Source organism: Zunongwangia pacifica (genome assembly GCF_023499215.1).
Taxonomy (GTDB): domain Bacteria; phylum Bacteroidota; class Bacteroidia; order Flavobacteriales; family Flavobacteriaceae; genus Zunongwangia; species Zunongwangia pacifica.
This window is the reverse complement of record NZ_JAKHSK010000038.1, coordinates 14559-37766: the sequence shown is the minus strand read 5'-3', so window position 1 is coordinate 37766 and position 23208 is coordinate 14559. Positions and strand designations below refer to the sequence as shown.

The following is a 23208-nucleotide window of genomic DNA, read 5'->3' as shown; positions in this document are numbered from 1 at the left end:
TGATGCTAAAGAGATTTTTTATAAGTAGTTGTTTGTGCATGCTTCCGTTTTTAGGAACCGCACAAAAAGTAGAACATGTGGTGCTAATAAGTATAGATGGTTTTAGGCCCGATTTTTATAGGGATAGCAAGTGGCCAACACCAAATTTAAAAATGCTGGCTGAAAATGGGGTATCTGCCGATGAGGTAAGAACTATTTTCCCATCGGTAACTTACCCTTCACATACCACATTGATTACGGGTGTTTTACCAGAGCAGCATGGGATCTATTATAATACTATAATTAAAGACGATGGTAGTCCCGGTGGTTGGGTTTATAATTTTGCCGAAATAAAGGCGCAAACATTGTGGCAGGCCGCAAAAGAGAAAAACTTAAAAACGGCTTCCATTTCCTGGCCTATATCTGTAGATAGCCCGTATATCGATTATAATATTCCTGAATTTTGGTCTTTTACAGATCCATTAGATCGAAGGCAGGCCACTTCAGAGCATGCTCATCCAAAAGGACTCTTTGAGGAAGTGGTTAAAAATGCAACCGGAGATTTATCTAAAAATGAGTATAATCTTACTTCTTTAAGGATGGACCAAAATTTAGGAAGGATCGCTAGCTATATTTTAGCCAATTATAAGCCTAATTTTTTAAGTATGCACCTACCCAATCTTGATGGGGCAGAACATGCTAATGGCAGGGAAGGTATAGAAGTCTCCAGAGCAATAGCAGGTGCAGATTTTGTTGTAGGACAAATTTACGACGCGTTAAAGCGTGAAGGAATGATTGAAAATACGGTGATAATTGTAACCGGAGACCATGGCTTTGTAAGTACACATACCAGTATAAGTCCTAATCTTTGGCTTAAAGATATGGGGGTAGACGATAAAGCTTTTTTCTTTTCTGTTGGAGGATCTGCATTTCTTCATATAACGGGAAAAGAGGAAAAAAAGATCATAGAAATCGTAAAATCTGGATTAGCTAAACTACCATTAGTGCAGCGAGAAATGTTTAGATTGGTAGACAAAGAAGAAATTGAAAAAATGCAAAGCGACCCAAGGGTGAAGTTGGCCATTTCAGCTAAAGAAGGATTTTCTTTTAGTAATGATAAAGAGGGAGAACTGCTTCAGAAGAAAAAAGGAGGGAAGCACGGTTATTTTCCTGATTTCTATAATATCTATACCGGCTTTATTGCTGCCGGAGCTGGCTTGGAGAGAAATGAGAAAATACAGCATATGCAATTGGAAGATGTCGCTGTAATTATCGCAAAATTATTAGATCTGGATTTACCACAAGCAACCGGAGTTACTTATCCCGGGATCATGGCGAGATAAAATTGTGTTTGTTTTTGATGTTAAAGAACCGTCTAAATTTTTTAGGCGGTTCTTTTTTAAAATCACTTTTAATACCCGTTTCAGTTTTTATTTTTTTATGAGATTCCAAAAACTTATTTTTCTTCTTGTTGAAAAACCTAACTTTTTATAAAGTTTAATTGCCCCTGTATTCGATTCTGCTACATGCAAATAAGGGATTTTATTTTCCTTAAATATTTCATCGGTCGTATGCTTTATCAATTGCTTAGCATAACCTTTTCCTGTGTATTCAGGATGTGTATCTACGGCGCTTACTTCAGTATATTTATTCATTTTCATTCGCTCACCTGTTACAGCAAGCAACCAATTTATGGTCTTTATATATGCCGTAATAGCTTCCCAAATCTGAAGTATTATCTTTAAAGTATCCGGGCTGGACCAGGTTTACAAGCTTAATTAAATCGATTTTTTGGTTTATAGTTTTAAGTTCCGTTATACATTCAGAAATTACCAGGTCAAATGGTTCTTTGAGTAACATCTGATGACAAACCAATTCTTTTTTGAGCTTTATGTTGTTACTAAAAGCAGGGCTATTTCCAACTACATAAAAATCTTACGTTAATAACGAATATTCATTGATTCCGGTTGTGGTTTTATCTTGCTCTATAAACTCACCAAAAGGACAATACTTTGGTTTATAAAATCTTATGTTGTCGTATTCTGCGGAAAGTTCACGATGTTCTTCTTGCAAAGAATACCATACAGGATGATCTAATTTTTCTTCTTCTATTTCCATCTTCAGTTTTAAATGAATGCCAATCGATATAGATACCTAACGTGCATAGGCGTGGGTAATTGTTGGTTAAAACCTTTTATTGTTTATAAATTCTTTGCTTTGTTGAAGGGAAGAAAAGCGAATTAAATTTTTCAATAAATGCATTCATCTATTCTAATAAAATCGTTTAGCTTAATTTTGAAATTTTAATTTACGCGATAATGGGGATAGGGATGCCTCGAAAAAAAATAATTTTCTAATAACAACCTCATGGGATTGCCCTGAGGTCGTTTACTTGTATTGTAAACACTACATTTGTGTTATTCCAAATAATTGAAGAGGGAATTAAGTAATGAAAATTTTATTAGTCGAAGACAACAAACACCTGGGTCAATCTTTAAGCAAAGGACTTATGGAAGAAGGTTTTTCTGTACAGCTTGAGCAAGATGGCTTTAAAGCACGCGACTTAATCTTTCAGCAAGACTGGGACCTGTTTATTTTCGATATTATGCTGCCGGGGCTCTCGGGTATCGAGCTTTGCGAACTTATTCGGTTTAAAAAAATGATCACTCCCATTATTATTCTTAGTGCGCTGGGAGAACCCGAAGATAAAATTAAAGCCTTAGATAAAGGTGCTGATGATTATCTGGTAAAGCCTTTCCATTTTCAGGAGCTTATTTCCAGGATCAACGCCTTAAATCGGCGTAGTAACAATTACCAGCAACAGCTTCAGGAAGATTTGTTTTGCGATAATTTAAAGCTGAATTACAAAGCGCATAAAGTAGAGCGTAACGGCCATACAATCGAATTATCACAAAAAGAATTTTTATTGCTAAAAACCCTACTCGAACATAAAAACGAAGTCGTAAGCCGCCAAACCATTTTACAAAACGTTTGGAAAACGCAGCAGGACACCTACACCAATGTGATCGATGTATATATCTCTTACCTTCGTAGCAAAATAGATACTAAAGGCGAAACCAAACTTATCCATACCGTAAAAGGCAGAGGATATATGATTGCTGAGCATTAATGAAAATTCAGCAAAAAATAACGCTTATTACCAGTCTAATTTTCGGGCTCATTTTCCTATGCTCGTCCTTTATTATTTACACCGCTTTTTATAGAAGTTCAAAAAATATTTTCTTTCAGGAACTCTCTAGAACCGCAAAAATATCGGCAATGTTTTACCTGGAACGGGACGAGCTGTCACAAAAAGGATTTCAACCCATTCAGGATGCGTTTTATAACCTGAGTGCCGATCAGGAAGTAAGTATTTTTAATAAAAACGGACGTATTGCCTTCAACACAAAACAGTTAGAGAAAGACTGGAGCGAAAAGATCGAGATTATCAAAGAAAAAGGCGAACTCAATTTTAGGGAAGATGATACTTACTACCACGGCCTTTTTTACCAAGACAATCAAGGCGATTTTGTCGTGCTGGTTAAAGCCATTAATCCGCTTATCCAAAGTCAGAAAAGTAAACTAATCAGTATTTTGGCGATTAGTTTTTTTATCTCGATGACGATTTTAATTTTTCTCACCTCTTACCTTTCCAAGCTCGCTTACAAACCCGTTCGGGAAATTATCAAACAGGTAAGTCACCTCAATTTAAACAAAACGCCGCTGCAACTTTCCTATAAAAGTTCTAAAGACGAATTAGAAGAGCTTTTTCAGGCTTTTAATCACCTTTTAAGTGAAATCGAAACCAGCTATGAGCAGCAAAAAAACTTTGTCGATTTTTCTTCGCACGAGCTAAAAACGCCACTGGCCACAATTATTAATCAGCTGGAAATTAGTTTAAAAAAAGAACGTGAAAATGCCGAATATCGGCAAACATCGGCCCAGGTTTTACAAGAAGCACGGCAATTGCAACAAATTTTAGAACATTTGCTCACGCTCTCTAATCTTAACCGAAAAATTCAGTACAAAGAAAAGCTAAGAATCGATGAAATTATCTGGCAAATTATCGAAAAGCTCTCGTTAACTTATGGCGAAGAAAAATTTCAGGTAAAATTGGAAGTTTTACCGGAAGATTTTGAAGTGCTTCAGTTTAAAGGAAATGAAACCCTGCTTTATATGGCACTTTTCAATTGCATAGAAAATGCGGCCAAATTTTCTAAAGAAGAAGTCGTAAACATTCGGCTTTTTCAACAAAAAGAACACTTGCATTTAGAAATACTCGATCACGGCATCGGGATTTTAGAAAAAGACTTAAAATATATCAACCAACCCTTTTTCCGCGGAAATAACACCGCCGGATTTCAGGGAAACGGACTGGGAATGAGCATTGCGCTAAAAGTTTTTCAGCTGCATCAAATAACCTATTCCATTACCAGCCAACCGCAAGAATTTACAAAAATTCAGCTTCAATTCCCGAAATGATTACTACTGCATATCACACCACATTAAAAAATTCTAATCTACTTTAACCTGTTTTTAATGTAGCTTCAATTTGGCTCTAAGCTTTGATTTCTTCTTTTGTACCGAAGAAATCAAAAAATGAAAAAAAGAACGCTAAATCCCTTAATCTTAATGTTTTGCTGTTGCCTCAACGTTTTACAGGCGCAAACGCAAGATACCCTTGTGCTCGATCTGGAACAGGCCGAGCATCTACTTTTAAAAAACAACCTGTCGCTACTTGCCCAGCAGCTTTCCATCGATATAGCTGAAGCCGAAGTTATTCAGGCAAAAGTTTGGCCCAATCCAACCCTAACGGTCGATGAAATGAACCTTTGGGCCACCGATTATCAAAAACGCACCGGCGAAGCACAACCCAGCCTTTTTGGTAGCGAAAGCTTTGGGAGGTATCGGCAGGTTTCAGCGCAAATAGAACAGGTTTTTGAAACTGCCGGGAAACGTAAAAAACGAATAGCCCTCGCAAAAGTATCGGCCCAAAAAGCACAGGCTTACCTCGAAGATTTTCTACTCAGCCTAAAAACCGAATTCAGGAAATCTATTTATGCATTTCGGTTTCACGAAGGCTATACTTTAATGCTGCAAAGCCAGCTTACTTCGTTAGAAAATATTGTAAAAGCCTACCAAAAACAATACGATCAGGGCAATGTTAATAAGGCCGAGCTAATACGCTTGCAGGCGTCTTTATTAAGTATTAAAGACGAATTAATTGATGAGCAAAAAACACTCAACGAGCGTAACGAAGAACTGGTGGTAATGCTCAACCTTCCCGAAGGCACAAGGCTCTCCTTTCATCCTGTTTTTCAGCGTGATTATAATTACCAGCTTCCGTTTAATTATACGCTGAATTATTTACAGGAAGAAGCCTTAAAAAACCGACCTGATATTGTGCTTAGCAATTTAGAAGTTAAACAAACACAACAAGAATTAAGTTATGAAAAAGCGATGGCGGTACCAGATCTTGCCCTGTCTGTGGGCTATGATCGCGGTGGTAATATTATGCGAGATTTTATTGGCGTTGGGTTTTCTATAGACCTTCCGTTTTTCGACAGGAATAAAGGAAACATCAAAAAAGCCCAATTTGCCGTAGAACAGCAACATTACCAAAATCAACATAAACTGCTGGAAGTACGCGAAGAAGTACGCAGAAAGTACCAAAATTTTCTAAAAGCGGCCCAGTTTTTTGATGATATCGATGCTGAATATATCGAGGGGGTCGATAAGACGATGGAAGCATATACCGAATATTTTAAGCTCCAAAACATCAACATTATTACCTATATGGATTTTCTGGAATCTTATATCGATACCAAACGCACAATCCTGGAAAATCAGCAAGAATATTTAGACGATCTAGAAGAATTAAAATACAGCACCGGATTAGAAATTAATACCCCTAACTAATGAAATTATTAAACAACATAAAATTGCCGGTCCTAATTATTTTAGGATCCATCATCTTAATAAGTTGCAAAGACGAACCTAAAAAAGAGGAAACAGCGCAGCAATGCCTTTCAGAAAAAGAAATTAGCGAATTACAGCCCTTAAAAATCACCAACGATAAAGTCGTGCGCAGCCTGCGATTAAACGGTGTAGTAGCCTACAATCCCAATGCCGTTGTGAACTACGTGAGTTTAGTAGGCGGTATTATTACCAATACCTATTTTACGTTGGGCGATAAAGTAGAAAAAAACCAGGTATTGGCAGAAATAAAAAGTACCGAGCTTAATGGAATCGAAGCAGAAATTAAACAGCTAAGAGCCAATATTGAAGTCGCCAAACGCCAGTTGCAATCTACCCAAAGTTTTTATGACGACGGTATCGCTTCAGAAAAAGAACTGATTGCAGCGAAAAGTGAAAAAGAAAACCTGGAATCAGATTTAGAAAAACTACGAACCAACCTTCAGTTGTATAGCGCCAGCCCAGAAAAAGGTGTTTTTCAGATCAAAGCACCACGCAGCGGTTTTGTAGTCGATAATAAAATTGCCGCCGGAATGCAGATTGGTGCCGAGGGCGATCCTTTATTTACCATTTCAGATTTAGATGAAGTGTGGATTAACGTGAATATTTATGCGACCGATATCGATGCGGTTGCTGAAGGAATGCCGGTTTCCATAAAAACCAGCAGTTATCCCGATAAGACTTTTGAAGGAAAAATAGACCGAATCTCTAACGTGCTAGAACCCGAAGCCAATGTGCTTAAAGCCCGAATCGTACTCGAAAACAAACAACTTTTCCTAAAACCCGGATTGCGCGTAGAAGCCATCGTAAAAAATAAAACCGAAGAAAAAGCGCCACATATTCCTGCAAAAGCGGTGGTTTTTAGCAACAATGCCTATTACACCGTTTTGTTGGAAGACCGTTGTACCCCAAGAATAAGCCAAGTACAAATTCTCTCGCAAGACGAAGATTCATTCTACATCAAAGAAGGTTTAGTAGAAGGCGACCAGATTGTGACCAATAATACGCTGTTGCTTTTTGAAAGCAGTGCTTCACTTTAAACCACCAGATTCAATAAAATAGTATGGAAAAATTCACCAATGCACTGGTTTCCTTTTCGTTAAAAAACACGCTCATTGTTTTTTTCTTAACCGGTTTACTGGCCGTTATCGGGATTTACAGTTACATCCACACGCCTATTGAAGCCTTTCCCGATGTAACCAATACCCGCGCAAGGATTATTACCCAATGGCCCGGACGAAGTGCCGAGGAGGTAGAGAAATTTGTCACTTTACCCATAATGAAAAAGATGAACACCATCCCCAGAAAGTCAGATGTGCGTTCCATATCACTTTTTGGGTTATCGGTAGTGACCATTATTTTTGAAGACGATGTAGAAGATTTTTACGCGCAGCAATATGCCGCCAACCGCTTGCAAGGCGTAGATTTACCCGAAGGAACCGATGCGGAAATTGATCCGCCTTATGGTGCTACGGGAGAAATTTTCAGGTATGTAATCGACAGTGAACGGCCTATTAAGGAACTTTCTGCAATTCAGGAATGGGTAATCGAACGCGAACTGTTGGCCGTTCCCGGAATATCAGATGTACAAAGTTTTGGTGGCGAAGAAAAAACCTATCAAATTCAGGTTAACCCAACCGCCTTAGAACAATACGATCTTACACCGCTCGATATTTACGAAGCCATCACCAAAAGCAACATCAACGTAGGTGGCGATATGATCCAGAAAGGGCAGCAAGCCTATGTAGTACGTGGTGTAGGCCTTTTAACCAGTATCGAAGATATTGAAAATACCCTGATCACTACCCACCACCAAACCCCGGTTTTGGTGAAAAACGTAGCCAAGGTTGAATTAACCGCAAAACCAAGATTAGGACAGGTAAGTTTAGATGATGAAGATGATCTGGTAGAAGGAATTGTAGTAATGCTTCGTGGAGAAAATCCTGCCGAAGTTATCGAACGCTTAAAAGATAAGATTACTGAATTAAACGAACGGATTTTACCCAAAGATGTTCAGATAAAACCCTTTATCGATCGCACCGAGCTCGTTAATTCAACCGTAAAAACCGTAAGCAAAAACCTGGTCGAAGGGATTGTACTGGTTTCACTTATCGTTCTGGTTTTCCTTTTTAACTGGAGAACTACAGTAACCGTAGCCTTAATTATTCCGCTTTCATTTTTGTTCAGTATTACGTTGTTGCGCATTCAGGGAATGCCTGCCAACCTAATTTCTATGGGCGCACTCGATTTTGGATTGTTACTGGAAGGAACACTGGTAATTGTAGAAGCCGTTTATGTAAAATTAGAAGAAAAATCGGCCCAATTAGGGATTGAGCGTTATAATAAAATCTCCAAAACCGATCTTATTCGGAAAAATGTGAGCAAAGTAGCCCCACATATTTTCTTTGCCCAGCTTATCTTAATTATTGCGCTCTCTCCCATTTTTTCATTTCAGAAGGTAGAAGGAAAAATGTTTACCCCACTCGCCTATACTTTAGGATATGCGCTTATGGGATCGCTGTTGCTTAGCTTAACTTTTGTGCCGGCAATGTGCAAAGTGCTCTTAAAAAAACACATTTCACCCAAAAACAATCCTGTGGTTAATTTTTTCCGCGGAAATATTTTCAGGTTATTTTCATTCACCACCAAACACAGAAGGCTAACATTGGCCGTTTTCGCTGCAATCTTTGCGCTCTGTATTTTTAAAATTATGAATTATGGAACAGAATTTATTCCGCAGTTAAACGAAGGTGCCGTTTACATTCGAGCCACGCTACCCAACAGCGTAAGCTTAGAAGAATCGGTAAAAACCGGTAAAAAAATAAAAGCCAAATTACGCCAATTTGAAGAAGTGAAATTTGTGTTGAACCAAACCGGGCGACCCAACGATGGAACTGATCCTACGGGATTTTTTAATAATGAATTTCATATTCAGCTAAAACCACAAGACGAATGGAACCGTGATTTAGACAAAGACGAATTGATTGCCGAAATGAAAGACAGCCTTTCAGAATTTAAAGGAATCACCTTCGGCTTCAGTCAGCCCATTCAGGATAATGTGGAAGAATTTGTTGCCGGAGTAAAAAGCTCGCTGGTAATCAAAATATTTGGCGACAACCTGTTCCAGATGGAAGAACAAGCCAATAAAGTGGCCAAAACCATTAGTAAAATTGAAGGAATTACCGATGTACTCGTCTATAAAAACATTGGATTACCCGAGTTGCGCATTAGTCTTCAGGAAAATAAAATGGCGCAATACGCTGTAAGTACCGAAGATGCCCAGGCTGTGATCGAGATGGCCATTGGTGGAAAAACAGCCTCTTATTTTTACGAAGATGAACGTAAATTTGATCTGCAAATTCGGTTTGAAAAAGCCTATCGGGATAGCGAAGAAGAAATTGGTAATATTTTAATCCCAACATTAGACGGAAAAAAAGTTCCGCTTAAAGATATCGCCAACATCGAGTTTAAAACCGGCCCTGCATTTATTTATCGGGAAGGCAGCAGCCGCTACACCGGGATTGGCTTTAGTATCGACGGAAGGGATTTAGGAAGTACCATTGCCGATGCACAAAAAGCCGTCGATGAAGAAATCAATTTCCCTGAAAACACCAAAGTGGAATGGGCCGGTGAGTTTGAAAGTAAAGAACGAGCTACCAAACAGCTGAGTTATATTGTCCCTGCTGTACTATTACTAATAGTATTCTTACTCTATATGAATTTTGGAAATATAAAAGATACCATTATTTGTATTTCTACGCTTTCGTTTGCTTTTATTGGCGGTTTTATCTCGCTTTGGCTAACCGGAACCATTTTCGGAATTTCCGCAGGAATTGGGTTTATTATTCTCTTCGGAGTTTGTACCATTGACGGAATTATTCTGGTAGCTGTGATGAAAGAAAACTTAGAACATATGCCGTTAAAAAAAGCAATTTCTGAAGGAGTATATAGCAGAATACGTCCGGTAATTATGATTGCTTTAATGGGTTCTTTAGGATTGTTACCCGCAGCGCTTTCCAATGGAATGGGGTCTGAAGTACAAAAACCACTCGCAATTATGATCGTAGGGGGATTACTAATCTGTATGTTGTTATCATTTACAGTACTACCACAGATCTTTTATTTGTTTTATAGAAGGAAAGGGGAGAAGAAATAAAGTTTTAGTTGATTTTGAGGATATATTTCATCATAATTGTTTAATGTAAAGGCTGCTTTAAATAAAGTAGCCTTTTCTATATTTCTGCTTTGTAATAAGAAAGAAGTTAAAATTAAAATAGGAATATAGTATCAGGATTGGTGAGCCTAAAATGAGTTTAATAATTCTGGGTGATTAATCATTTACAGCGCAAACTATCTAAAATGAATAGTTTAAGTTTAGTTTCATGGCGAACATTCTATATGAAATGATTTTTAATGAAGAATTGCAATAAAAGTATGAGTAATAGCAAATAAAGGAGAAGAGAATAGTTAAATATTCAGATATTTTTGAGAGCTTATAATCTTTCAATATGTTTCGACACCTCCAAATCGTAGGTAGTTTTTTCCTTTTTATTTGCAGTATTTCCTGCTCAGAAAGTGGCGATAAAAAAACATCTGGTAATCTAAAATTATGGTACGATAAACCGGCAGATGTGTCTGTTGCCGATATTTCAGATCCCTGGACTAATGATGCAGAATGGCTAAAAGCCTTGCCAATAGGTAACGGTTTTTTAGGGGCAATGGTTTATGGAGGGGTAGATCGCGAGCGTATTCAGCTTAATGAAAAAACACTGTGGTCTGGCAGCTGGCAGCAAAGCAACAATCCTGAAGCTGCTGAAAGTCTGGGAGAAATAAGACGGCTTCTTTTTGAAGGTAAATATGCGGAAGCAAATGAGTTGACTAAAAAAACTCAGGTGTGTTTGGGGCCGGGAACTGCCGGTCCGCAATACGGTTCGTATCAAAGTTTGGGGGATTTGTATTTTGATTTTGAATCGAAAAATTCCTTTTCAAACTACACACGAGAATTAGACCTACGTGAGGGACTTATTAAAATCTCCTATACTCAGGATGGGAATACATTTACACGGGAGATTTTTTCGAGCTATCCCGATCGGGTTTTGGTAATGCATTTTAAGGCTGACAAAAAAGGAGGTCTTAGTTTTAAAACCAGCCTTACCCGTAAAGAGCGATTTAAAACCAAAAATGAGAACGATCATCTTTTAATGACCGGAAGCCTGAGTGACGGAAATGGTGGTGAGGGCATGATTTATGCGGCTCGTCTAAAAGCGCTGAACAAGGGTGGGAGTGTAGTTTATAAAAACGGTTCTTTAAGTATAAAAGATGCCGATGAGGTAACGTTAATTCTTTCTGCCGGAACCGATTACAAGCAGGAGTTACCTAAATATGAAGGTGCAGCCCCGTTTCAAACTACGTTAGAGCAACTTGAGAAAGCTTCAGATTTTTCGTATGAAAAGCTTTTGGAACGCCATCAGGAGGATTACAAAACTCTGTTCAATAAGGTGGAATTAAAACTTTCTGAAGTTCAAAAAGACACTATTCCTACTAACATTCGCTTACAGAATCCGGGCGATTTATACTTGCAGCAATTGTATTTTCAGTACGGCAGGTATTTATTGCTTTCTTCCTCACGTGAAGGATCGCTACCCGCAAATTTACAGGGTTTGTGGAATAACAAAATTCAGGCACCCTGGAATTGCGATTATCACACTAATATCAATCTGCAAATGAATTATTGGCCTGCAGATGTGACCAATCTTTCTACCTGTTTTGGTCCGCTTACCAATTTGGTTGAATCTTTAAAAAAACCTGGTACGCTTACCGCCAAGGAACAGTATGATGCACCGGGTTGGGTAACGCAGACGGCTACAAACCTATGGGGGTTTACCTCTCCGGGCGAAGGCATAAGCTGGGGCATGTATGTGGCAGGAAGCGGCTGGCTGTGTCAACAGCTTTGGGATCATTATCAGTTTACACAGGATGAGGATTATTTAAAACGTATTTATCCCCTAATGCTTGAGTCTGCACGTTTTTATCTGGATTGGCTGGTAGAAGATCCACAAACAGGAAAACTGGTTTCTGGTCCTTCAACTTCACCTGAAAATAAGTTTATTGCTCCAGATGGTTCTGTAGTTTCCATATCTATGGGGCCAGCTCATGATCAGCAAATCATTTCAGGATTATTTACTAAAGTTTTACAGGCTGCAAGGGAACTTAATGATTCAAATCCCATTTTGCCAACGATTGAAAATGCGCTAACTCATTTGGCAAAAACCAAAATTGGTGAAGATGGCCGCTTGATGGAATGGAGCCGTGAATTTATAGAGATTGATACCACCCACCGCCATGTATCGCATTTGTTTGCCTTACATCCCGATAACGCAATCGATCCGCTCACTACTCCCGGGCTTGCCGAAGCCGCTCGTAAATCGCTAAATGTTAGAACAGATGTAGGTACCGGATGGTCTTTGGCCTGGAAGATTAATTTTTGGGCTCGTCTTAAGGATGGAAACCGGGCGTATAAATTGCTTGAGAACCTTCTAAAGCCTACCCAAAGTTATAGTGTTGAAATGTCAAGTTCGGGGGGGACGTATCCCAATCTTTTTTGTGGACATCCGCCGTTTCAGATTGATGGAAATTTTGGCGCTACTGCCGGTATTGCCGAGATGTTGCTTCAAAGCCATTTGGGAGAATTACATCTTTTGCCTGCTTTGCCCGATGATTGGAGCAAGGGTGAGGTGAAAGGCCTGAAAGCCCGTGGAGGTTTTGAAATAAGCGTGCGATGGGAAGAAGGTAAGTTGAAAACAGCTACTATAAAGGCATCGCAAAACGGCGAATGTATCCTACGCACAGATGTGCCGTTGGACATTGAGAAGATAGATTTTACAACCCGTAAATCAGAAGGCTATTACCTTAATATTTTTAAAGCCACTAAAGGAAAATCTTATTCAATTAAAGCTCAAGAAATCGAAGTCATCAAATCATATTCAGCCCAAAAACATTAATTTTAAAATCACTTAAATGAAGTATATTATGAGAACGTCTTTTTTTCTTCTAACCGCAGTTGTTGCTCTGCTTGGCTGCTTCAAATCAAGTGCACAAAAGTCTTCAGATAACTATGCAAATGCCTGGAAGGACGAGAAGATCTTTAGGGTTAATAAAGAAGAACCTACTGCCTGGTTTATTCCCTATCAAAATGAGGAGGCCGCAAAATCCCAAAACCCCGAAAAATCTTCCTATTATCTTTCGTTAAAAGGAAAATGGAAATTTAAATGGTCACAAAATCCAGCCAACGCTATGGTCGGTTTTGAAAAAACAGATTTAAATGATTCTAAATGGGATGAAATCCCAGTACCGGGCGACTGGCAAATGTATGGATACGATTATCCTATTTATACCAACATCCAATACCCTTTTGCAAATTGGGGTATAAATACAGATAATAGTCCTAAAGTTCCGGAAGACTTTAATCCAACCGGACTTTATAGAAAAAGCTTTAAACTTCCTTCAGATTGGGGTAATAAACAGGTTTTTATTCATTTTGGTGCTGTAAATTCAGCTTTCTATCTGTATGTGAACGGTAAGTTTGTAGGTTACAGTCAGGATACCAAAACACCTGCGGCTTTTAATCTTACGAAATATCTTGTTGATGGTAAAAATACCTTAGCGGTTAAAGTTATTCGTTGGAGTGATGGCTCTTATCTAGAAGATCAGGATTTTTGGAGATTATCGGGTATTGAGCGCGACGTATTTTTGGTTGCGACTCCGCAGCTGCGCATTCAGGATTTTGAAGTAACTTCTGTACTTTCCAATGATTATACCGATGGTAAATTTGATCTACATGTAAAACTAGAAGACCATCAGCCAAAGGCAGGCACAAACACAAGTGTAGCGGTTAAAATCAATCGTGATGGAAAAGTGGTTTATTCCGAAGAAAAGAAAACAGATAATACTGAAATAGATTTTGAAGCTACCATTGATGATGTCGCGCAATGGTCTGCAGAGTTTCCGAATCTGTACGAGTTAGAACTTGTTTTAAAGGAGGACGGAAAAGTTACTCAGGCCATCAGTCAAGATATAGGATTTAGAACGGTAGAAATTAAGGACGGATTATTAAAAATTAATGGTACGACGGTAACTTTACGTGGTGTGAATTTGCATGAGCATCATCCCGAAACCGGTCACTATGTGGATAAAGAAACCCGAAAGCTTGATTTGGAGTTGATGAAAAAAAACAACATCAATGCCATCAGAACCTGCCATTATCCTCAGGATCCCTTGTTTTATGAACTGTGCAATACTTATGGTTTTTATGTTGTTGATGAAATAAATATTGAATCACATGGGATAGGTTATGATCTCGATAAAACCTTGGGGAACAAACCCAACTGGGGACCTGCGCATTTAGACCGAACCAAAAACGCGGTAGAACGCGATCGCAATAATCCCAGTGTGATCATCTGGTCGCTGGGCAATGAGGCCGGAAACGGAGTTAATTTTTACAATACCTATAACTGGATTAAGAAAAATGATCCTACGCGCCCTGTGCAGTACGAGCGAGCAGGTGAAGAATTTAACACCGATATTGTTGCTTATATGTATATTAGGATTAAAGATATGGAGCGGTATGCCCGTGAACATTCCGATCGTCCGCTCATTCCTTGTGAATATGCGCATGCAATGGGTAATAGTTTAGGAAACTTCCAAGAGTATTGGGATGCTATTTATAAGTATAAGCAATTGCAGGGAGGTTTTATTTGGGATTGGGTAGATCAGGGATTGATGAAAAAAGGTAAAAATCCAGAAGATTTCTGGGCGTATGGTGGAGATTTTGGACCTGATGATGTGCCAAGTGATAATAACTTCTGTATGAATGGTTTGGTAACCCCAGATCGTAAACCGCATCCTGCCTTGTTTGAAATGAAAAAGGTGTACCAACCTGTTTATTTTGAAGCACTAAATTTAAAAACAGGAGAAATAAAATTGACCAGTCATTATAGCTTTGACAATCTTTCTAATCTGAAGTTGGAATGGATTATAGAAGCTAATGGAAAGGAAATTAAAAAAGGTACTTACGGCAACTTAGAAATTGAACCGCTTTCTTCCAAAGTAATAAATCTGAATTTACCCGATTTTGAGCCTGAGGTAAATGTGGAATACTTTGTCAACGTTTATTTAAAATCGAAGGCTGAAAAAGATCTGGTTCCTGCAAATTATACGGTAGCTTATGAGCAGTTTAAACTACCAGTTTCAATACTTAGGGAAGTAGCAAAATCTACAGCAGGAAATTTAAAATTGAATGAGGACGCCAAAGCCATTAATGTTTCGGGCAGTGATTTTAAAATTACAATAGATAAAACAACAGGCTGGGTAAAAGCAATTGAGAAGAAAGGCAAGTCGCTATTAGAAATGCCGCTAGAGCCCAATTTTTGGAGAGCACCAACAGATAATGATTTTGGTAACAAAATGCCTGAAAAAAGTGCGATTTGGAAAGCTATTGTTAATGATTTTGAGGTGCGACAAATTACCAACACTCAGGATATTCTGGGGCTGGTACAGGTAGATGTGGATTACGTTATTCCAACTTTAGGAAACCAAACAGCATCGGTAAGTTATAAGATCTATGGTGATGGTACATTAAGTGTTCACAGTGAATTCGACTTTTTAAACCATAGGCTGCCAGAAATACCAAGAATTGGTTTTAGAACCCGTATAAAACCAGAGTTTGATTCATTCAGTTATTTTGGTAGAGGCCCGCACGAAAATTATGTAGACCGTAATACTTCAGCACTTGTAGGATTATATGAGTCTCCAGTAAAAGACCAGCGCTTTAAATATGCGCGTCCTCAGGAAAACGGTTATAAAACCGATGTGCGTTGGGCGCGTTTGGAAAATAGCAAAGGGAATATTATCGAGGTTTCGTCTAATGGAACTTTTGGCACCAGTGCTATGCCGTACGCTCAGGAAAGTTTTGATGATGGTGGCGAAAAGGAGCAGCGTCATCCCGAAGATGTGGCTTTAGAGCCTTATGTAGAATGGCATATCGACAAATTACAGCGCGGGGTAGGAGGAGACGATAGCTGGGGAGCTTTGCCGCACGACCAGTATCGCATTTTCCCGGGACTGTATTCGTTTGATTTTACTTTAAAGTTTGATTTTTAGATTGGTTATTTCTAATACCATTTAAAATATTCTATAAAAAAACCACTTCATTGTATTAAACAATTAAGTGGTTTTTTTGTTTGTGGCTAACATGAAAATTAACCGTTAAACCTCGTTGGTTTAAAATGATCTTTAAATAATCAGGTCGGCATTATTTACTCGATAATCGAGATTACATGTTTCGATCCTGATAATTATAGGGATGCCTTTAAATAAAAATAATTTTCTAATAAACGTCTGCTGGGCTTGTTTCTAAGGTTGTTTACTTTTGAAGGTTTTATTTTTTATGTATAACCTCAAATCAATTAATAGCAGTGTAATAAGAATGATCCTTATTAATAATTATCCCAAGGCTCATTTTAGTACTCTAAATAGTTTTCTATTTATAATGATGGTACAGTTATAACCCACTATCCAATCTGACCGCCATCTACAATAATATTGCGTCCTGTTATAAATGATGCCTTGTCAGAACAAAGCCAAAGTGCGGTGTAGGCTTGCTCTTCGGGTTTACCCAGGCGGCCCATAGGGATGGTATCGGCAACTTGTTCTGGATGGTTACCCATAGACTCCATCAGCATAGGGGTCTATGTCTGGCCCGGGCACACCGAGTTGACCCGTATGTTCTGCCTGGCATATTCCTTCGCCACAGTTTTGGTAAGCCCGTTTACACCATGTTTAGAAGCAACATAAGAAGAAATCCCCGGTAAACCAATGTGTCCTGCCCCAGAAGAAGTATTAACAATGGCTCCCCCACCGGTTTTAAGCATCGCCCGAATTTCGTACTTCAGTGCATAGTACACCGAATCCAGGTTTACTTTAATAACCCGGTGCCAATTTTCAGACTCGCTTTCGGCTATAGGGGCATGATTGGGACTCATCCCGGCATTATTATGCGCAAAGTCAATTTTTCCGTAAGTGTCCACCACCTTGTCTACAAGTGCTTTTACCTGCTCTTCATTGCTAACATCACATTTAAAGAATATCGCCTCACCTCCCGCATCTATAATTTCACTTACAGTTTGTTTACCGCTTTCTTCATTAATGTCTGATACGACTACCTTAGCTCCTTCGGCTGCAAAAAGTTTGGCGCTTGCTTTGCCAATTCCAGAACCGGCACCGGAAATCAATCCGGCCTTTCCTTGCATTAATTTTTCCATATATTTAGAATCTCAAATTTATTTGTTTACGTTATTTTCTTGTCATTCAACATTAAAACCACTGTGGGTTTTGTATTGGCCAACCGCACTGTTAGTTTATACCGTCCTCGTTCTACAAATACCCAGAGGAAATAAAAGAAGCCCGGCCCGCTTATGAAACGATAGGTTTTTTAAGCTGTTGAAAATATACAACCTCACATCGTGCGGATGGCAAAATACCGCACTTGGCCATCCTCTAAACCTTGGCACTCCGCTAGTTGCTTGTTTTTACTGCAGCTATAAAAGCAGGCGGGACTTCATATCATAGAATTTTACCTAAAACGAGAATCTAATTTTACATAGTGATATTTACTTTTAATTTTAGTTTTTAAAGACGTTTCTGAAGTGGCTATAAATGTTTGGGGTTTTAGAATGCTATTGGTACTTACTCATAATGCCACCAAAATAATAGGCTAAGAAAAAGGCCATTACCCAGCAACCTGTGATAAAAATGATTTTGAGAAACTTGTTTTGGCTTTTTGTTACTTTTCCTAAATGCAGAAATAGATACCCCAGGATAAAATTGATCATTGCCCAAAGGATATTATACTCGGGTGAGGATAATCCTTCTCCCGGCGGATCGGCAAATGCTGATGGAAAGTTATTCCCAATAATGCCATTAATAAAATGGGGTAAGGTATTAATTAGACAAATACCGGCTAAAAACGCCCATATATAGTGATGCCATTTTGTTTTGGGATGCGAATGATTTTCCATAATTAAATAAGCTGAAGCATTAAATGATTTAAATTTTGTGAATTAAAGTGTACTCTTTGCGCTGTCGCGTGGCAATTAGCCACTCATTTTAGCTGCTAATTTTGGAAACAACCGACTCATAAAGCTCACGTATTTGGCCGGTCCCGGATAGCTGATTTGTTTACCTTTTTCGATGCACTTTTCCACATCATCAACAACTTCTTCCGGGGTAACCATCATCATTTTTTTCATCTTGCTTTCACCTTGTAAGAAGGAAGGACCGTCTTTGGCCTGATCTATTAAAGGGGTATCTACGGCCGGCGGACAAACCAGTACAAAACGTATGTTGGAATCTTTTAATTCTCCGTACAGGGCTTCGGTCAATATTTTAACGGCTGCCTTTGAGGCACTGTAAATAGATTGCCCGGGAAAAGGGATAAAACCACCCATACTGGCTACATTAGCAATATATGCTTCTGGTCGTTTTCGCAGCAGCGGAAGGAATGTTTTGATCATATTCAGGGTACCATAAAAATTAATGTTCATCACCCGTTCAATGGTCTCATAATTCAAATCTTCTACCTTTACAAACTCGTGAATAATCCCTGCGTTGTTAATAATCCCGTCAACTGCCCCAAAACGGTCGAGCACCATTTGGGGTAGGGTCTCTACATCTTTCCGGTTGGTTAAGTCTATTTTATGTATGGCTACGTGCTCTTTGCCCAGCAAATCTTCCACCTCTTTTAAGCCCTTTTGGTCGATATCTACGGCAACTACTTTTGTGCCTTTATCAACCAGCTGTATGGTGAGTTCGCGCCCCATACCATTAGCTCCTCCCGTAACTACTATTATTTTATCTTTTAAGTTTTTCATATTAAATTAATAACAGCAATCTAATTATGAATGAACTATCGGACCGTAAATCTCATCTAAAATGCCCAAAATCGATTTCTAAATATTACTCTAACAAATTTTTAAAATTAATTCGATACAAGCTGCACCAAATGGTGCAATATTTAATGAAAATGGATTAATTTATAGTTATTGATGGTGATATTATAAAAAAATAACAGCGATTTTATGGATAATGTATTAAGCGGGCTTGATTTAATTTTAGAGAAGGCGTGGCGGCTTTTTTATTGAATTTTTAAATTAGTTGAAGTCAAATCTTAAACGGGAGGCAGCATTAAAATGTAAAATACAAGCTTTGAATAATAAACTAATACAGACTGAAGTTTTCTAAATACCAGAAGTTTTTCTTCAGCGATTTGTGAAGCATATTTGTAAAATTTCCGCAGGGATATTCACTGTTTATTTAGGAATGAATGTGCAGGATTTTTGGCAAAGGAAGTTTTAGTTTTCTAAATGTCATTTTGGTTAAAATCAGTATTATTTTTTAACGGTTTTAAGTTATCCTGGCCAGGATTCTGCGGTAGGTATTGCGGTGCATCCCCAAATAGGAAGCGATATAGGAGTAGGGGAATATTTTAAAAATATTAGGTGATTGCTGCATTAGCTCTTTTACTTTATCGGCCGCATTTTTTGCCTGAAGCAATTTAATGGTATTCAAGGAATCAAAGTATCTCTCTTCGGCGAATTTTACCCTCACCACGATCAGGTTAGGGGCTTTTGCTAAAAGTTCATTAAATCTAACGTTGCTAAAAGAGATCATAACGGTATCTTCAAAGCATTCATACCATTGGCTAATGGCCTCTTCGTTAATGTAGCTTTGGTAATCGATAAGGGTATTTTTATTGGGTGGAAAATAAAATCCGGTCACCCTTTTTTCTCCGCTCTTATCGATATCGTAAGAATAAATGCTGCCTTTTATAATAAATCCAAACTTATTGCTTGGTGCAAATTTTTCAAGAAAAAGTTCTCCTTTTTTCAGTTCCTTAATGGTGCCGAACGTTTTTAGTATTTCCCGATCTGTGTCTGAAACGATGACTTCTTTCAGTAGGGTTTCTACTTGTTCACTATAATCTATGCAGGTATCCATCATAGCATTTACTTGGTGAATTCAAATTTACAACAGCTTTTATAGAATACTGTCCTAATATTTGCATCTGCTTTTACTGTGCTTCTAAGTTTTGTTATAAGTGACAAATTAGTGTTTTTTTTGTTTGAATTTTATTTTTAAGGGATTAATAATGAATAAACTAGTTTTATTAACCTCATTTTTGCTAGTTCAGCGTCAAGACCGTCCATTAAAGTAACATTTTGAATGCTAGATACAGTTGTTATCTGTCCAAAAATCACTCAAACTGACGTTTTTTTGTTTCTGAATTAATGTTGGTTTGCACCTTACTATTTTCGTCATTTTAAAGGGGAAATTTCATTCAGAATTATAATATTTTCTGAATGAATTCTTCCATTTTTTCGGGTTTGGTAGTAGGAGCGAACCTTTTTACGGGAGTTCCGTTTTTATCGATCACAAACTTGGTGAAGTTCCATTTAATTTTACTTCCCAATATACCACCAGAAAGTTCAGACTTTAAGTATTTGTATAGGGGGTGGGCGTTCTTTCCGTTCACTTCTATTTTTTCAAACATCTGAAAAGATACACCGTAATTCACCTGGCAAAATTCACTAATTTCTTCAGAAGATCCTTTTTCCTGGCTCCCAAATTGATTGCAGGGAAAGCCCAAAATCACCAATCCTTTGTCTTTATAATTTTGGTATAGCTTTTCGAGGCCTTCGTATTGTGGGGTTAAGCCACATTTGCTTGCGGTGTTGACTACAATGATGGTTTTACCTTTAAATTGATCTAAACCCATTTCTTTGCCGGTTAAGGTTGTGGCTTTAAAATCGTAAATTTTTTGTGCTGTCGTTTCCATATCTAATTTTTTTTGTTGAGTATATCACGTAACGCGCCTGTGGACCATAAGGCCCAAAGAATTAAAACAGGCTGAAAGAATAAACGAATTAATCTTTTAGTGTCGGTATCCAGCCCAAAAGCACTAATTTCATTGGTGTATTGTGAAATATTCCCGGGGAATATTAATACATAAAAGATGGCTAGGGCTAATCCTACTTTTACTTTGTGTTTCATAGGAAATAGCATTGCCAAGCCTAAAAGGATTTCAATAATTCCTGAAGATAAAACCACGGCATCCATAAAAATTGGATTTTCTGGGAGCCATCGCGGTACTTGGGCTAAAAACTCTTCTCTTTGAAAGGTGAGGTGACCTGTCCCTGCTATTACCATTAAAGCTCCCAATAGGATTCTGGCAATGTTTTGAAGGGAAGACGTTTTGTTATTCATATCGATATAGATTGAATCGTTTACGACACAAATATAACGACAATTTTACTGGAGGAAAAGGATTTTATAATGACATTATGTTTTTAGGGGGCTTTTTTATGGAAAATTTAGCGGTTGATTTTTTTTTGGAGTAGGGCGGAAGCAATACTTGTTGAAATGGTCGTATGGATGATTTCTTTTCAACTTTAGCATCCCGGCCAAGTATTATAAGGAGAAGGAAAATGAAGGGTATGTTTAATTTTGTTATAAAGTGTTATTCTATACATTTTAATTCAGCTTGTAATTCCCCTTTGCCCACTTTATAGTTGGCTCCATCCACTCTTGTAAGGGTTTGAATAAAAAACCGTGTCCCATCCCGGTATTCAGTGCTATTTCTTTAAAATTCTCAATGTGACAGGTGGAATTATTTTTTCGCTCCATTACCGAAACTCCGAAAGGGTCTGACTTTTCATAAATCGTTAATATATTGCCACAATAGTTGATTTCTGGAATGTTTTGAATATCGCTCTCCTGAAAACTGGCCACAAACACAAAATTGAGTTCAGGATTGTTCGCTAAGGTCGAAACGTATTGCGCAATATATCCGCCTTTAGACGTTCCTACAACGGTTATTTTATTGGGTAAAGTTCCGTTTTCTATTAAACTGTCTATCTGATTCACAATGCCAACAGCGTATTCGCGGGCATTTACATTACCGTTTCTTTTTTCGCTGATGACTTGCAGTCCACTCTTTTCAAATTCAGCTAAGATTTCTTGGTATTCAGTCCGTCCAAATTCCGGATGCGATTCGTTTAATTGATGCTCTTCTAAAAATCGGTTATGCAGAAAGAAAATGATCGGTTCCTTTTCTTTAAACAGATCAATCGTATAAGCTAAAAGCTCTTTCCCGCCGTTTTTTCCGTGTCCGGGAATTACAATTTCAACTTCAGGTAGTTCTCGTTTTAATTTTTCAATGGTTTTAGGCCATTCAGAAGTATTGGCATCGGCTAAATTCCCTTTTGACGCGTTAACTGACTTGATTAAACAACCGCCAAATAATGTTTTTTCACTGGGTATGTAACCAATAATATTATCTTTTGTGTGTCCTTGCCCAAAATATTTGGCAAAAACAACTTCATTTCCTATTTGAAATTCGTACTCACTTTCAAAACCATTTTGAGGTACTGTTTCTCTGTGATCTTCTTTGGCTAATTGAATGGTTTGTTTTGTGGCATAAGATTTAATTCCGTTAGCGTGAAATGGATTTAATCCGCCCAAACAGTCGATATGAAAATGAGTTACCAAAACTGCCTTGATATGTTTGTTACCTATCCAATTGATTAATTCGGATGAAGCTTTATCATTTGTGGGCGTGTCAAAAATGATAGCTTCATTTCCATTAAAATAGACCATTCCATTGCAAGGAACCACCCCTAAGCTTTTTGTTTCTAAATAAGAAGTATGCTGAAATATATTATCGTTGATTCGCTTGATTTGAAGTCTTTCCGATTCATAATCTTTATAGTGATTATTCGGTTTACAAGCACTGAAAATCAAGACAATGAATAATACGTTTAGTAGGAATTTTATCATTTTTGCAAAAAGGTGCTGTTGCTGATTGGCGAGGGACTAAGATAGCAAATCTACCGAGTCTTATACTTGCAATGGCAGCAGATTTATGGGGGTAACTAAATTTTGGAAGAATTTCTTAGCTCAGACCATGTTTTCATTGAACTTGCAGTGATTTTGAACGTAGTTCAGGTAGCTATTCTTGATTGTCGATTACGAAGGTTTGGTTGACTGGTTATGATTGTTGAGAATATCATCCCCGGGATAGTTCAGTTCATTCTAATTTTAGAATATAATAAAAAAGGGGACTAAAAGTCCCCGTATTCATGAACCGCTGCACTGAAAATGCAAAGTTGTTTAAATAAGACTGTAAAGCTATGAGGATTT

Annotated in this window: 16 protein-coding genes and 2 pseudogenes; 8 read left to right on the top strand and 10 right to left on the bottom strand. The window is 38.0% G+C overall.

Going from position 1 to position 23208, the window contains the following annotated elements; all coding sequences use genetic code 11:
• Positions 1-2: 2 nt before the first annotated feature.
• Positions 3-1322 carry an alkaline phosphatase family protein gene (locus L1967_RS18865; protein ID WP_249603058.1) on the top strand — a complete coding sequence of 440 codons (1320 nt, stop codon included), beginning with the start codon at positions 3-5 and terminating at the stop codon, positions 1320-1322.
• Positions 1323-1409: 87 nt separating this feature from the next.
• On the opposite strand, the gene L1967_RS18860 is transcribed toward L1967_RS18865, so the two are convergent.
• The gene (locus L1967_RS18860) at positions 1410-1640 is read right to left on the bottom strand and encodes a GNAT family N-acetyltransferase (protein WP_249603057.1); all 231 of its coding nucleotides are present in this window, start codon (positions 1638-1640) and stop codon (positions 1410-1412) included.
• Between the two features lie 274 nt (positions 1641-1914).
• The gene (locus tag L1967_RS18855; protein WP_249603056.1) at positions 1915-2097 is read right to left on the bottom strand and encodes a hypothetical protein; all 183 of its coding nucleotides are present in this window, start codon (positions 2095-2097) and stop codon (positions 1915-1917) included.
• Positions 2098-2428: 331 nt separating this feature from the next.
• Between L1967_RS18855 and L1967_RS18850 the strand changes: the two genes are divergently transcribed.
• The 7 genes from L1967_RS18850 (at position 2429) to lacZ (ending at position 16113) form a co-directional block, all read left to right on the top strand.
• Positions 2429-3109 (top strand): response regulator transcription factor, encoded by a 681-nt coding sequence (locus L1967_RS18850; protein WP_249603055.1) that lies wholly within the window; start codon positions 2429-2431, stop codon positions 3107-3109.
• Entirely contained in the window at positions 3109-4461 is a 1353-nt protein-coding gene (locus L1967_RS18845; RefSeq protein ID WP_249603054.1) for a HAMP domain-containing sensor histidine kinase, read from the top strand. Before L1967_RS18850 ends, L1967_RS18845 begins: the two co-directional genes overlap by 1 nt.
• 117 nt (positions 4462-4578) lie before the next feature.
• A complete protein-coding gene (locus L1967_RS18840; RefSeq protein ID WP_249603053.1) occupies positions 4579-5898 on the top strand; it encodes a TolC family protein in 1320 nt (439 codons plus the stop codon).
• A complete protein-coding gene (locus L1967_RS18835; protein WP_249603052.1) occupies positions 5898-6995 on the top strand; it encodes an efflux RND transporter periplasmic adaptor subunit in 1098 nt (365 codons plus the stop codon). The genes L1967_RS18840 and L1967_RS18835 overlap by 1 nt, the downstream gene beginning before the upstream one ends.
• A 23-nt stretch (positions 6996-7018) precedes the next feature.
• Complete coding sequence (locus L1967_RS18830) at positions 7019-10111, top strand: efflux RND transporter permease subunit (RefSeq protein WP_249603051.1); 3093 nt, start codon at positions 7019-7021, stop codon at positions 10109-10111.
• A 352-nt stretch (positions 10112-10463) separates the two neighbouring features.
• Positions 10464-12956 (top strand): glycoside hydrolase family 95 protein, encoded by a 2493-nt coding sequence (locus L1967_RS18825; protein ID WP_249603050.1) that lies wholly within the window; start codon positions 10464-10466, stop codon positions 12954-12956.
• A gap of 16 nt (positions 12957-12972) precedes the next feature.
• Complete coding sequence (gene lacZ / locus L1967_RS18820) at positions 12973-16113, top strand: beta-galactosidase, LacZ type (protein WP_249603049.1); 3141 nt, start codon at positions 12973-12975, stop codon at positions 16111-16113.
• A 410-nt stretch (positions 16114-16523) separates the two neighbouring features.
• Here the strand turns inward: lacZ and L1967_RS18815 are convergent.
• The 8 genes and pseudogenes from L1967_RS18815 to bla all read right to left on the bottom strand — a co-directional run.
• Positions 16524-17261, bottom strand: a pseudogene (locus L1967_RS18815) (SDR family NAD(P)-dependent oxidoreductase).
• A 426-nt stretch (positions 17262-17687) separates the two neighbouring features.
• Complete coding sequence (locus tag L1967_RS18810; protein WP_249603048.1) at positions 17688-18029, bottom strand: hypothetical protein; 342 nt, start codon at positions 18027-18029, stop codon at positions 17688-17690.
• Positions 18030-18104: 75 nt separating this feature from the next.
• Complete coding sequence (locus L1967_RS18805; protein ID WP_249603047.1) at positions 18105-18881, bottom strand: SDR family NAD(P)-dependent oxidoreductase; 777 nt, start codon at positions 18879-18881, stop codon at positions 18105-18107.
• Between the two features lie 532 nt (positions 18882-19413).
• Complete coding sequence (locus L1967_RS18800) at positions 19414-20010, bottom strand: Crp/Fnr family transcriptional regulator (RefSeq protein ID WP_249603046.1); 597 nt, start codon at positions 20008-20010, stop codon at positions 19414-19416.
• A 343-nt stretch (positions 20011-20353) separates the two neighbouring features.
• Positions 20354-20845: a glutathione peroxidase gene (locus L1967_RS18795; protein ID WP_262917466.1), complete on the bottom strand. Its 492-nt coding sequence runs from the start codon at positions 20843-20845 to the stop codon at positions 20354-20356.
• 2 nt (positions 20846-20847) lie between these two features.
• Complete coding sequence (locus tag L1967_RS18790) at positions 20848-21273, bottom strand: DoxX family protein (protein WP_249603045.1); 426 nt, start codon at positions 21271-21273, stop codon at positions 20848-20850.
• A gap of 267 nt (positions 21274-21540) precedes the next feature.
• Complete coding sequence (locus tag L1967_RS18785) at positions 21541-22137, bottom strand: alpha/beta hydrolase (RefSeq protein ID WP_249603064.1); 597 nt, start codon at positions 22135-22137, stop codon at positions 21541-21543.
• Positions 22120-22845, bottom strand: a pseudogene (gene bla / locus L1967_RS18780) (subclass B1 metallo-beta-lactamase); the annotation flags it as partial. The gene L1967_RS18785 and the pseudogene bla, both read right to left, overlap by 18 nt.
• Positions 22846-23208 lie beyond the last annotated feature (363 nt).

Bases quoted from the DNA above. Each gene is read 5' to 3' on its own strand.
- L1967_RS18805 (WP_249603047.1), bottom strand. From the start codon at position 18,881: ATGAAAAACTTAAAAGATAAAATAATAGTAGTTACGGGAGGAGCTAAT.
- L1967_RS18800 (WP_249603046.1), bottom strand. From the start codon at position 20,010: ATGATGGATACCTGCATAGATTATAGTGAACAAGTAGAAACCCTACTG.
- lacZ (WP_249603049.1), top strand. From the start codon at position 12,973: ATGAAGTATATTATGAGAACGTCTTTTTTTCTTCTAACCGCAGTTGTT.
- L1967_RS18825 (WP_249603050.1), top strand. From the start codon at position 10,464: ATGTTTCGACACCTCCAAATCGTAGGTAGTTTTTTCCTTTTTATTTGC.
- L1967_RS18860 (WP_249603057.1), bottom strand. From the start codon at position 1,640: ATGAAAATGAATAAATATACTGAAGTAAGCGCCGTAGATACACATCCT.
- L1967_RS18845 (WP_249603054.1), top strand. From the start codon at position 3,109: ATGAAAATTCAGCAAAAAATAACGCTTATTACCAGTCTAATTTTCGGG.
- L1967_RS18795 (WP_262917466.1), bottom strand. From the start codon at position 20,845: ATGGAAACGACAGCACAAAAAATTTACGATTTTAAAGCCACAACCTTA.
- L1967_RS18810 (WP_249603048.1), bottom strand. From the start codon at position 18,029: ATGGAAAATCATTCGCATCCCAAAACAAAATGGCATCACTATATATGG.
- L1967_RS18840 (WP_249603053.1), top strand. From the start codon at position 4,579: ATGAAAAAAAGAACGCTAAATCCCTTAATCTTAATGTTTTGCTGTTGC.
- L1967_RS18865 (WP_249603058.1), top strand. From the start codon at position 3: ATGCTAAAGAGATTTTTTATAAGTAGTTGTTTGTGCATGCTTCCGTTT.
- L1967_RS18790 (WP_249603045.1), bottom strand. From the start codon at position 21,273: ATGAATAACAAAACGTCTTCCCTTCAAAACATTGCCAGAATCCTATTG.
- L1967_RS18835 (WP_249603052.1), top strand. From the start codon at position 5,898: ATGAAATTATTAAACAACATAAAATTGCCGGTCCTAATTATTTTAGGA.
- L1967_RS18855 (WP_249603056.1), bottom strand. From the start codon at position 2,097: ATGGAAATAGAAGAAGAAAAATTAGATCATCCTGTATGGTATTCTTTG.
- L1967_RS18850 (WP_249603055.1), top strand. From the start codon at position 2,429: ATGAAAATTTTATTAGTCGAAGACAACAAACACCTGGGTCAATCTTTA.
- L1967_RS18830 (WP_249603051.1), top strand. From the start codon at position 7,019: ATGGAAAAATTCACCAATGCACTGGTTTCCTTTTCGTTAAAAAACACG.